7 protein-coding genes are annotated in these 12,518 nt (G+C 68.7%); 2 read left to right on the top strand and 5 right to left on the bottom strand.

Translation table 11 applies throughout. The features are described from left to right. Nucleotides 1-30: 30 nt before the first annotated feature. Both glgB and KXD97_RS29735 read right to left on the bottom strand, forming a co-directional pair. Nucleotides 31-2,250: a 1,4-alpha-glucan branching protein GlgB gene (gene glgB / locus KXD97_RS29740; protein ID WP_260754604.1), complete on the bottom strand. Its 2,220-nt coding sequence runs from the start codon at nt 2,248-2,250 to the stop codon at nt 31-33. Nucleotides 2,251-2,254: 4 nt separating this feature from the next. Then, nucleotides 2,255-4,345 (bottom strand): alpha-1,4-glucan--maltose-1-phosphate maltosyltransferase, encoded by a 2,091-nt coding sequence (locus KXD97_RS29735; RefSeq protein ID WP_260754603.1) that lies wholly within the window; start codon nt 4,343-4,345, stop codon nt 2,255-2,257. 247 nt (nt 4,346-4,592) lie between these two features. Here KXD97_RS29735 and glgP point away from each other — a divergent pair, with 247 nt between their 5' ends. Then, a complete protein-coding gene (gene glgP, locus KXD97_RS29730) occupies nt 4,593-7,217 on the top strand; it encodes an alpha-glucan family phosphorylase (RefSeq protein WP_260754602.1) in 2,625 nt (874 codons plus the stop codon). A gap of 19 nt (nt 7,218-7,236) precedes the next feature. On the opposite strand, the gene KXD97_RS29725 is transcribed toward glgP, so the two are convergent. From KXD97_RS29725 to KXD97_RS29715, 3 genes are all read right to left on the bottom strand, one after another. Then, on the bottom strand, nt 7,237-8,694 hold the full coding sequence (locus KXD97_RS29725) for a neutral zinc metallopeptidase (RefSeq protein WP_260754601.1): 1,458 nt from the start codon (nt 8,692-8,694) through the stop codon (nt 7,237-7,239). A gap of 102 nt (nt 8,695-8,796) precedes the next feature. After that, the gene (locus KXD97_RS29720; protein WP_260754600.1) at nt 8,797-10,797 is read right to left on the bottom strand and encodes an ATP-dependent DNA helicase; all 2,001 of its coding nucleotides are present in this window, start codon (nt 10,795-10,797) and stop codon (nt 8,797-8,799) included. Nucleotides 10,798-10,803: 6 nt separating this feature from the next. After that, nucleotides 10,804-12,204, bottom strand: coding sequence for a nicotinate phosphoribosyltransferase (locus tag KXD97_RS29715; protein ID WP_396884601.1), 1,401 nt, complete (start codon nt 12,202-12,204; stop codon nt 10,804-10,806). Between KXD97_RS29715 and clpS the strand changes: the two genes are divergently transcribed. Beyond that, nucleotides 12,203-12,517, top strand: coding sequence for an ATP-dependent Clp protease adapter ClpS (clpS, locus tag KXD97_RS29710; RefSeq protein ID WP_260754599.1), 315 nt, complete (start codon nt 12,203-12,205; stop codon nt 12,515-12,517). The genes KXD97_RS29715 and clpS overlap by 2 nt on opposite strands. Nucleotide 12,518 lies beyond the last annotated feature (1 nt).

Raw genomic sequence — 12,518 nt, 5'->3', positions numbered from 1 at the left:
GCGTGGAATGCGATTTCGCCGCAAAGTCGATCAGGGTTTTTCGGGCTCGAACCACAGCGCGGTCAGGGGCGGCAGCACCATCACCGCTGAGGCCGGCCTGCCGTGCCACGGCTCGTCGGTGGCCTCCACGGCACCGTAGTTGCCGATGCCCGAACCGTGATAGGTATCGGAATCGGTGTTGAGCACCTCGCGCCACTTGCCCGCATGCGGCAGCCCCAACTGGTAGCGGGTGTGCTCTGAGCCCGAGAAATTGAACACGCACGCCATCATCGAGCCGTCGTCGCCGAACCGCAGGAAGCTCAGCACGTTGTTGGCGGAGTCGTTCGCGTCGATCCAGGAGTAGCCCTCGGGTTGGGTGTCCCGCGACCACAACGCCCGGCGCGTGCGGTAGATCTCGTTGGCATCGGTGAGCATTCGCAGAATTCCGTCGGAGAAGCCCTGCTCGTCGAGCTGGAACCAGTCGACCCCGCGCTCCTCGGACCACTCGGCACGCTGGCCGAATTCCTGGCCCATGAACAGCAGCTGCTTGCCCGGGTGTGCCCACTGGTAGGCGAGCAGGCCGCGAATGCCTGCGGCCTTGCTGTGATCGTCGCCTGGCATCCGGCCCCACAGCGTGCCCTTGCCGTGCACCACCTCGTCGTGGCTGATCGGCAGCACGTAGTTCTCGCTGAACGCGTACAGCATCGAGAAGGTGATCTCGTGGTGGTGGTAGCTGCGGTGGATCGGGTCCCGCTTGATGAACTCCAACGTGTCGTTCATCCATCCCATGTTCCACTTCATCGAAAAGCCGAGGCCGCCAAGGCTTGTCGGGCGCGTCACGCCCGGCCAGGAGGTCGACTCCTCGGCGATGGTGACGATGCCGGGGTTGATCTTGTGCACGGTGGCGTTCATCTCCTGCAGGAACTGCACGGCCTCGAGATTCTCGCGGCCACCGTAGATGTTCGGCGACCAGCCGCCTTCCGGGCGGGAATAGTCGAGGTAGAGCATCGAGGCGACGGCGTCCACGCGGAGCCCGTCGACGTGGAACTCCTGCAGCCAGTACAGCGCGTTCGCCACCAGGAAGTTGCGCACCTCGGCTCGACCGAAGTCGAACACATAAGTGCCCCAGTCCAATTGCTCGCCGCGGCGGGGATCGCCGTGCTCGTAGAGCGCGGTGCCGTCGAAGCGGCCCAGCGCCCACGCGTCCTTCGGGAAGTGGGCGGGCACCCAGTCCACGATCACGCCGATGCCGGCCCGGTGCAGCGCGTCGACGAGGTAGCGGAACTCGTCGGGAGTGCCGAACCGCGACGACGGCGCATAGTACGAGGTGACCTGGTATCCCCAGGAACCCCCGAACGGATGCTCGGCCACCGGCAGCATCTCGACGTGGGTGAAGCCGTGCTCAACAACATAAGCGGTGAGCTGCTCGGCCAGCTCGGTATAGCTCAGTCCGGGCCGCCATGAGCCCAGGTGCACCTCGTAGGTGCTCATCGGTTCGAAGACGGGATTGCGCAGCGCCCGCCCGCTCATCCACTCCTCGTCGTTCCACGTGTAGTCGCTCTCGAACACGCGCGAGGCGGTCTGCGGAGGGACTTCGGTCGCGAACGCCATCGGATCGGCGCGGTCGGTGACCGCCCCGTCGGCGCCGTGCACCCGGAACTTGTAGAGCCCGCCGTCAGGGAAGTTGGGCCAGAACAGCTCCCACACGCCGGTGGAGCCGAGCACGCGCATCTGCGCCTCGTTGCCCCAGTGGTTGAAATCGCCGGTGACGCTCACACCCTTGGCGTTCGGCGCCCACACCGCGAACGACACCCCGGTGACCTCACCGTCGGGGGTGGTGAAGCTGCGCGGGTGCGCCCCGAGGACCTCCCAGAGCCGTTCGTGCCGGCCCTCGGAGAACAGGTGCAGGTCGACCTCGCCGAGGGTCGGAAGGAACCGGTAGGCATCGGCGACGGTGTGCACGAAGGCCGACTCGTCTTCGGAGTACTTGATCTCGAACCGGTAGTCGATCAGATTGACGAACGGGACCGCGACGGCGAACAGGCCTGCCTCGATGTGGCGCAACGGATATCGCGTGCCGCCGATCACCGCGACCACCTCTACGGCGTGCGGCCGGAAGGCGCGGATCACGGTGTGATCGTCGTATTCATGCGCGCCGAGGACCGAATGCGGGTCGTGGTGCTCGCCGGCCAGCAGCCGGTTCAGGTCGGCGGTGTGCGGCCGCAGGTGCGGGCTGTCCACCTGATTCTGGATATTGGACGCGTTGGTCATGTCGTCACTCCCTACGCAGAAGGTTGGCTCGTTGGTCGGCGGGAACCTGGGGCATGTTGAACACGTGGGCCACGGCTTTGGCCGGCTCCAGACGCACGTAATTGCTCTGGCCCCACTGGTATTCCTCGCCCGAGATCTCGTCGCGCACCCAGAAGCGGTCCTGCAGGTCCATGCCCAGCGCCTCCATGTCCAGCCACAGCGTTCCCTCCTCCGGGCCGAACGGGTTGAGAGTCACCACCACAAGCACCTGATCGCCCGAGACGGGATCGAACTTGCTGTAGGCCAGCAGCGCATCGTTGTCGACGTGGTGGAACTTGATGGTGCGCATCTGCTGCAGAGCCGGGTGCAGGCGGCGGATTTCGTTGAGCCGGGTGATGAATGGCTCCAGCGATTCGCCGTCGGACAGCGCTGCCTCGAAGTCGCGGGGCCGCAACTCGTACTTCTCCGAGTTCAGGTACTCCTCACTGCCCTCGCGCACGGCGCGGTGCTCGAACAGTTCGAAGCCGGAGTACATGCCCCAGGTGGGGCTCATCGTCGACGCGAGCACGGCCCGGATCGCGAACATGCCCGGACCGCCGTGCTGCAAGCTCTCGTGCAGGATGTCGGGGGTGTTCACCCACAGGCTCTGCCTGCTGTAGTCGGCGTGCTCGGCGATCGACTCACCGAACTCGATCAGCTCCCACTTGGCGGTTCGCCAGGTGAAATATGTGTAGGACTGCGTGAACCCGAGCTTGGCCAGTCCGAACAGTCGCGCCGGCCGGGTGAACGCCTCGGCCAAGAACAGCACGTCAGGATCGGTGTTCTTCACCTCCCCGATGAGCCAGGCCCAGAAGTTGGGCGGCTTGGTGTGCGGGTTGTCGACCCGAAACACCTTGACGCCGTGCGACACCCAGAACTTGACCACCCGCAGCACTTCCTCGTAGAGCCCGGCGGGATCGTTGTCGAAATTCAGCGGGTAGATGTCCTGGTATTTTTTCGGCGGGTTCTCCGCGTAGGCGATCGTGCCGTCGGGCAGCACGGTGAACCACTCGGGGTGCTCACGGGCCCACGGATGGTCCGGCGCGCACTGCAGCGCCAGGTCCAGTGCGACCTCGAGCCCCTCGTAGCGTGCGGCGCTGACGAACTCGTCGAAGTCCTCGATGGTGCCCAGGTCCGGGTGGACGGCCTCGTGGCCGCCCTCGTCGCTGCCGATCGCCCACGGCGATCCGACATCCCCCGGTGCGGCGGTGACGCTGTTGTTGCGCCCCTTGCGGTGCACCTTGCCGATCGGATGGATCGGCGGCAGATAGACGATGTCGAAGTTCATCCGGGCCACCCGCGGCAACGCCTTGGTGGCGGTGGCGAACGTCCCGTGCACAGGATGGCCGGAACTGTCCCACCCGCCGGTGGAGCGCGGGAACAACTCATACCAGGAGCTGAACCGCGCCAGCGGGCGGTCCACCCAGATGCCGTACTGCTTGCCGCGGGTGACGAGCTCGCGCAGCGGGTACTGATCGAGCAGCGCCACCAGGTCGGGGGCCAGCGCAGCGCCGGCGCGGTAGTACGGATCGCCCGGCTCGCGCAGCCGGGCGGCCGCCTCCGCCAGCGGGTAGCGGTCCTGACGGGGCACGCCCGTCGCGGCGCGGTCCAGCAGACGGGCCCCGATCAGCAGGTCGTTGTTCAGCTCGCCCTCGCTCTGACCCGCGTCGAGTTTCGCAGTCACGTTCTTGCGCCACGTCGCGATCGGGTCACCCCAGCCGTCCACCCGAAACGTCCACAGTCCGACCTCGTCCGGAGTGAACTGGCCGTGGAACACGTCGGGGGTGCGACCCGGGGCCATCGGCAGGGCCAGCGGCCGCACCCGCGGTCCGGGGGTGACGACCTCCTGGATCGGCACCGCCTCGGTGGAGCGGACCCGGCCCGGGGGCTCGTCGGCCAACGCGGGATAGGCCGTGCCGTGGTAGCGGACCACCAGGGTTGCCGCCACCGCGTCGTGGCCCTCCCGCCACACCGTTGCCGACACCGGGACAACCTCGCCGACGACCGCTTTGGCGGGGAAGCGCCCTTCCGACACCACGGGCTGGACGTCATCGATCTCGATTCGACCGGCGGTCACGCGATCACTCCCTGGCACTCCCTACCACTCGATCAGCACCGCACGGCGTGCACCGCGCGTCGTTGCCTCGTTCTCAACCTGCTCGGCCGGTGTGGTCCTGTCCCCGTCCGCAGGCCCGGCTCAAAGCCCTGTCGCGCCTATACCCACCGTAGTGTCCGACTCAACCTTTCGTCGGTCATCGGGTCCGCCGGCCGGGGCGGATGATCATCCCACCGGAGGACGCCGCGCGGCAGTAAGGTGACCACGCGTGAAAGCTCTCCGCAGATTCACCGTCCGTGCCCACCTTCCCGAACAGTTGTCCGCGCTCGAGCGGCTCTCTGTCAATCTGCGCTGGTCCTGGGACAAACCGACCCAGGATCTGTTCGAGGCGATCGACCCGAGGCTGTGGGAACAGGTCGGTGGAGACCCGGTGGCGCTGCTCGGTCAGGTCGGTCCCGCCCGGTTGGAGGAGCTGGCCGCCGACGAATCCTTCGTCCGGCGCCTCGATGCGCTGGCCGCCGACCTCGACGACTACCTGAGCAGGCCGCTGTGGTACCAGCAGCTCGGCGACCAACAGGATGCGGAACCGCCGCGGGGCATCGCGTACTTCTCGATGGAGTTCGGCGTGGCCGAGGTGCTGCCGAACTATTCGGGTGGCCTCGGAATCCTGGCCGGCGATCACCTGAAGTCGGCCTCAGACCTCGGACTGCCGCTGATCGCCGTGGGCCTGTACTACCGCTGCGGGTACTTCCGCCAGTCGCTGACCGCCGACGGTTGGCAGCACGAGGCCTATCCGGCGCTGGATCCGCAGGGTCTGCCGCTGCGGCTGTTGACCGATGCGCGGGGCGCCGCGGTCCTCGTCGAGCTGGCGCTGCCCGACGGTGCGCAGCTTTCGGCACGGATCTGGATTGCGCAGGTCGGTCGAATTCCGTTGCTGCTGTTGGACTCTGACATCCCGGAGAACGAGCACGAGCTGCGCTCTGTCACCGACCGGCTGTACGGCGGTGACCAGGAGCACCGAATCCGGCAGGAGATCCTGGCCGGTATCGGCGGTGTGCGCGCCATCCGCGCGTTCACCGAACTGGAAGGCCTGGCCGCCCCGGAGGTCTTCCACATGAACGAAGGCCACGCCGGGTTCCTGGGCGCCGAACGCATCCGTGAGCTGATCGAGGCCGGTCTGGACTTCGACACCGCGCTGTCGGTGGTCCGGGCGTCCACCGTGTTCACCACCCACACCCCGGTCGCCGCGGGCATCGACCGGTTCCCGGTCGAGATGGTGGAACGGTATTTCGGGCCTGAGCTCGGCGCGCCCGCGGTGGGCGGCTCCCCGCTGTTGCCCGGGGTGCCGCTGGAACGCATCCTCGCCTTCGGCGCCGAGGATGACCCGACGAAATTCAACATGGCGCACATGGGCCTTCGCCTGGCCCAGCGCGCCAACGGGGTGTCCCTGCTGCACGGGCGGGTGAGCCGGGTGATGTTCAACGATCTGTGGCAGGGTTTCGACCCGGGCGAGGTTCCGATCGGGTCGATCACCAACGGCGTGCACGCGCCCACCTGGGCGGCGCCGCAGTGGATGGAGCTGGGACGCGAGCTGCTCGGCAGCGAGGACCTGACCTCGCTGCGAGAGACCGAGTCCTGGTCGAGGTTGCAGCAGGTCGATTCGGGACATCTGTGGTGGATCCGCTCGCAGCTGCGCGCCGAGCTGATCGAGGACGTCCGCGCCCGGCTGCGCCGCTCCTGGCTGGAGCGTGGTGCCTCTGACGCCGAGCTCGGCTGGGTGGCAACCGCTTTCGATCCAGGCGTACTCACCATCGGGTTCGCTCGCCGGGTGCCGACCTACAAGCGGCTGACGCTGATGCTGCGCGATCCCGAACGGCTGGCCAGATTGCTGCTCGACGACAAGCGCCCCATGCAGCTGATCGTGGCCGGGAAATCGCACCCCGCCGACGAGGGCGGCAAGGCGCTGATCCAGCAGATCGTGAGGTTCGCCGACCGGGAAGACCTGCGCCACCGCATCGCCTTCCTGCCCGACTACGACATCTCGATGGCGCGCAAGCTCTACCACGGTTGCGATGTGTGGCTGAACAACCCGCTGCGCCCGCTGGAGGCGTGCGGCACCTCGGGGATGAAGAGTGCGCTCAACGGTGGCCTGAACCTGTCCATCCGCGACGGGTGGTGGGACGAGTGGTATGACGGTGAGAACGGTTGGGAGATACCGACTGCCGACGGACTGGCCGACGAGGGCAGGCGCGACGACCTTGAGGCCGCGGCATTGTATGACCTGCTCGAGCGTGCGGTCGCACCGAAGTTCTACGACCGCGACGAGAACGGCGTCCCGACCCGGTGGGTCGAAATGGTTCGCCACACGTTGCAGACGCTGGGGCCGAAGGTGTTGGCCTCCCGCATGGTTCGCGACTACACCGAGAAGTACTATCTGCCTGCGGCCCATGCGCTGCGACAGGTGATCGAGCCCGGCAGCGCACCGGAGTTCGGCCAGCCCTTCGGCGCGGCACGCGAACTCGCCGACTACCGCAGGCGGGTCAGACAGGCCTGGCCGCACGTCAAGATCACCGACGTCGACAGCTACGGGCTGCCTGACACCCCGCTACTGGGCTCGGAACTGACGCTGACCGCGACGGTGTCGCTCGGCCGCCTGCGTCCCGACGAGGTGGCGGTGCAGGCGGTGCTGGGCCGCGTCGACGCCGGCGATTCGCTCCTCGACCCGGCCATCGTGCCGATGGACCACGCGGGCACGGCCGAGAGCGGCGACGAGATCTTCACCGCGACGACACCGCTGCCGATCGCCGGATCGGTCGGGTACACGGTCCGGGTGCTGCCCCATCACCGGCTGCTGGCCGGCGACAACGAACTAGGGCTGATCACCTTGGCGTGACGCCGCCGCAGACCCCGGCTCACGGAAAGCGTTTGAAGCAGCGCTCCGCGTCGCTGAGGACCCCCAGCCGGAAGGCGTCGATGCGGGAGAACCCCGAGGGCACGGATTCCCCGTTGACATCGCTGGCGACCAACCCGTTGGTGAGAATGCCGGAGACCGCCTCGTCGACGTCGCCGGCGGTGAGCGCGACCGTGTCACCGTCGGGGGTGGTCACTTCTTCGGTCATCTTCACCGTCGCGACCCCGGTCAGACACGCGGTCCGCAGCGCGGCCTCGGCGCTGTCCAGTGCCACCCCAGCGTGTTCATGCTGGATCGCCAGCATGTACCGCGACACCAGCACCGAGTAGGCCATGTTGTCGCCGGTGGCCAGGCTTCCGCCGTCCCGGGGATCGGCCTGTGCGCCCATCTCCTCGAGCGCGGGCAGATCGACGACGATCGTGTTGGTCGCCGGGCAGAAGGACGCGGGCGGGCTCGGCCGGGCGTCCGGACAGCTGCGCGCGGCCTCGGCGTCGAAGCTCAGCGTGGGAGGGTTCTTGGGCGAGAACAGGATTCCCATCGCATCGACGATCGAGCGGGCAGAATCCTCGGTGACCGGCAACTCGCCCGTCTGGTCCTCGGGCAGCAGCACCGGCAGGTCTCCGCGCCGCTGGTCGATCTCGGCCAGATCGATGCCCGCGCACGCCGACGGGCCGTCGGTGAAGCCGAACTGGAACGCCGACAACCGCTCGAATGCCGAACCGTGCTCGTCGACACCGGCATCGGGATCGCCCTCGGTCAGCAGCGGATCGCGGACGGAGATGACGCCGGCGAGTACGTTGTTGAGGCCCTCGCCGGTGCTCAGCGTGAACCGCGGTGAGGAGTCCTCGGCGACCCAGCGCATATAGGCGCCGGAGAAGCAGTCGGCCTGTTGCTCGGCGACCAGCGTCGGCGTGTCCTTCTTCGTCAGGCCGGCCAACCGCGAGACGGCGTGCCCGTACTCGTGCGCGAGAACCATCAGCACGCCGATGTCCCCGTGTGCGCGCTGCAGTCCGGGCAGCAACTCGCCACGGTCCCAACCGATGGTCCGGTCGGCGTAGCAGTAGCCGGCGTTGACCAGACCGTAGGTGTCCTCGCCGCAGAACTCGCCGTCAAACCCGTTGGCGTCCCACGAGATCAGTTCGGCGACCGGGCGGAACCTCTCGTCGAAGGTCTCCTCGTAGGCCCTCGCCCAGTAGTCTTCGATGTCGCTGATCGCGTTCGCGGCGAGCTCATCCATCGCGCCACCGTCAGTGTCGCGGACATCGCGTGCGGGGCCTTCGGCGCCGGGGCGCAACCCGGTCGGGCCGTCGGTGGCCGGCATCCCCGCCACCCGGAACGGGTCGTCGAACACGGACACCGGGCTGCCCGCCAGCGTGGTGGAGCAGGCGACGGCGGCCAGGACCGCGCAGCCGGTGACCGCGATGCCGAACAGTGCGCGCGGCCTTCTCGACGGGCTCATGGACGCCGCCTTTCCCTCGTGGCCGCAGCGGCGTGACTCCGGCGGCCGAACGTTGTCGACAGGATAGTGAATTCGCGCCGCCGACTGCGGGTATCGCGGAGGTCAGCGCGGGCCGCGAAGACGCTGCAGCGCCGCCCGCACCGCTGCGCCGTCGGTCGTCGCCCAGAACGGCGGCAGCGATGCGCGCAGGAATCCGCTGTAGCGGGCGGTGGCCATCCGGGAATCCAGCACGGCCACCACGCCGCGGTCGTCCATGCCGCGCAGCAATCTTCCGGCGCCCTGGGCGAGCAGCAGCGCCGCATGGCTGGCCGCGACCGCCATGAAACCGTTGCCGCCGCGCGCGGCCACCCTGCGCTGCCTCGCGGTGAGCAGCGGATCGTCTGGGCGGGGAAACGGGATGCGGTCGATGAGCACCAGCGACAACGAGGGCCCCGGCACGTCGACGCCCTGCCAGAGCGACAGCGTGCCGAACAGTGAGGTCTGCTCGTCGTCGGCGAAACGCTGGACCAGTGCCGACGTGTTGTCATCGCCCTGGCACAGCACGGGGGTGTCGAGTCGCTCGCGCATCACCTCCGCCGCCGACTTGGCGGCGCGCATCGACGAGAACAACCCCAACGTGCGGCCGTCGGCGGCCTCGATCAGCGCGCAGATCTCGTCGAGTTGTTCCGCGGATCCGGCGCCGTCACGGCCGGGCGGCGGCAGGTGCGCGGCGACGTAGAGGATGCCCGACTTCGCATGGTCGAACGGCGACCCGACGTCCAGACCGCGCCAGCGCACGGCGCTGCTCTGCTGACCGGGCTCGCGGTCGGCGCCGCCGGACAGACCCCATGCGGCGGCCATCGCATCGAAACTGCCCCCGATGGTCAGCGTCGCGGAGGTCAACACCGCTGTCGAATGCCCGAACAGCCTGCTTCGCAACAGCCCGGCCACCGAGAGCGGCGCAACCCGCAGCACCGCGCGGCTGCCGGACCTGGCGTCGTCGATGTGGTCGAGCCACACCACGTCGGTGCGGTCGGAAATGGCCGGCACGAACGAGTCGAGGATCCGGGCGGCGGTGTCGCTGACATCCGACAGCGCGGTGGCCGCCTCGGCGCGCGCCGACGCCGTCTTCGGATCGTTGGGCGCGGTGTCGACCGCGGTGCGTGCCGCGTGCGCGGCGTCGCGCAGAGCGGCCAGGTAGCTTCCCAACTCCTCGTCGAGAACGTCGATCCGGCCGGGACGGGCCTCGAAAACCGCCGACGAGAACGTCGTCGACGCGGCCTCCAGCCGTTCGGCGAGTTCGGGCGTCACCACCCGCGCGGCCCGCCGGTGCGCGATTCCCAGCAGCGTGGCCGACAGTTCGGCGGTGGCGACCCCGGTGACGCGGTCGACCAGTTCGTGCGCCTCGTCGATGACGAGCAACTCGTGTTCGGGCAGCACGTTGGCATCACCGATGGCGTCGATGGCCAGCAGCGCGTGGTTGGTCACCACGACGTCGGCCTCACCGGCCCGGCCGCGCGCCCGTTCGGCGAAACAGTCTGTGCCGAACGGGCACCGCGACACCCCGATGCATTCGCGTGCCGACACGCTGACGTGCGACCAGGACCGGTCCGCAACACCGGGTTTGAGTTCGTCACGGTCCCCGGTGTCCGTCGTCTCCGACCACTCGGTGAGCCGTTTCACGTCGCGGCCCAGCGCGCTGCTCGCCACCGGGGAGAACAGTTCCTCCTGCGGGATGTCGTCCGGTTCGCTGCCCGTGGATCCGTTGTGAATCTTGTTCAGGCACAGGTAGTTTCCGCGACCTTTTAACAGCGCGAAGGTCGGCCGGCGGGGCAGCGCCGCGGCCAGCGAGTCGACGAGCCGGGGGAGGTCGCGGTCGACCAGCTGGCGCTGCAGCGCGATCGTGGCCGTCGAGACCACCACAGGGCGGTTCTCCGCCACCGCGTGCGCGACGGAAGGCACCAGATACGCCAGCGACTTACCCGTGCCGGTGCCGGCCTGGACGGCGAGATGCTCCCCGGTGTCGAACGCACGCGCGACCGCTTCGGCCATCGCGATCTGGCCGTCGCGGGTGGCGCCGCCCAGCGCGGCGACGGCCGTGGCCAGCAGACCGGTGACCTCCACCGGGGTCTACTTCCGTCCGGGCGGGGGAGCGACCATCCGGGTCGGGATCGCGGGATCGCCGCTCGACAGGCTCAGACCGTCCCACGGCAGGCTGAGCAGGCCGTCGGCGACGCGGGCGCGGGCGGCGTCCAGCCCCAGGTCGGCGACCGGCTCGCCGTGGCGCACCAGCGGCACTGTCAGCTCGCGGATGTGCAGGTCTTCCGGGTCCGGAGGGGCACCGCCGGCGGGATAGACCACCTCTTCGACGATGGTGCCCGACCTCTTGACGAGCCGGCACGCCCGCTTGCGCCCGCCGTGGGACTCCTTGTGGCTGCTGCGCTTCTCGACCGGGATCCCGTCGACTTCGACAAGCTTGTAGACCATGCCGGCAGTCGGGGCGCCCGACCCGGTGACCACCGAGGTTCCCACGCCGTAGACGTCCACCGGTTCGGCGCGCAGCGCGGCGATCGCGAATTCGTCGAGATCACCCGACACCACGATGCGCGTCTCGGCCGCTCCGAGGCCGTCCAGCTGATCGCGGACCTGACGGGCCAGCACGCCGAGGTCGCCGGAGTCGATGCGCACCGCGCCCAGACGGGTGCCCGCGACCTCGATCGCGTGCGCCACACCTGCGGTGATGTCGTAGGTGTCGACGAGCAGGGTGGTACCCGCGCCCAGCGCCTCGATCTGCGCGCGGAACGCGGCCTTCTCCCAGTCCGCCGGGGTCCCGTCCCTGGTGGTGTGCAGCAGGGTGAAGGCGTGCGCGCTGGTGCCCAGCGCCGGCACGCTGTGGCGCCGCTGGGCCTCCAGGTTCGACGACCCGGCGAACCCCGCCAGGTAGGCCGCGCGCGCGGCGGCGACGGCGCCCTGTTCGTGGGTGCGTCGCGAGCCCATCTCGATCAGCGGCCGACCCGCCGCGGCGCTGACCATCCGCGCCGCCGCGGACGCCACCGCGCTGTCGTAGTTGAAGATCGACAAGGCGAGCGTCTCGAGCAGCACGCATTCGCCGAAGGTGCCGTGCACCGACAGCACCGGTGAGCCGGGGAAGTACAGTTCACCCTCCGGGTAGCCGTCCACGTCGCCGGTGAAGCGGTAACCGGCGAGATAGTCCAGGGTGGTGTCGTCGACGACGTCCTGCAGGAGACTCAACGCCGCTGTGTCGAACCTGAACGCCTGCAACGCATCCACGAACCGCGCCGTACCGGCGTTGACGCCGTAGCGTCGCCCGCCGGGAAGGCGGCGGGCGAACACCTCGAAGGTGCTGTGCCTGCCCGCCGTCCCGTCCCGCAACGCGGCCGCGAGCATCGTCAGTTCGTATTTGTCCGTGAGCAGCGCCGTAGACGTGTGCGACAGGTCCGTGGGCGAGAAGGTCACCGGCTCACCGTATCGGTTCGAGGCCGGTCCGGAGCCCCGGTATCCTGGCCCCATGGTGACTCCGGCGAAGGCACGACCGGGTACCCGCGAAGACCGTGACGCACGCGTGGACCGGGAGACGGACGCGGCCGCCGACGTGCCGTGGGTGACCATCGTCTGGGACGACCCGGTGAACCTGATGACCTACGTGACCTACGTCTTCCAGAAACTCTTCGGCTACAGCGAGCCGCACGCCACCAAGTTGATGCTGCAGGTGCACAACGAGGGCAGGGCCGTGGTGTCGGCAGGCAGCCGGGAATCCATGGAAGCCGATGTGACCAGGCTCCACGCCGCCGGGCTGTGGGCGACACTGCAACAGGACCGCTGAA

This window comes from Mycobacterium sp. SMC-8 (genome assembly GCF_025263565.1).
In the GTDB taxonomy this organism is placed as follows: domain Bacteria; phylum Actinomycetota; class Actinomycetes; order Mycobacteriales; family Mycobacteriaceae; genus Mycobacterium.
This window is presented reverse-complemented; position numbering and strand designations above follow the sequence as displayed.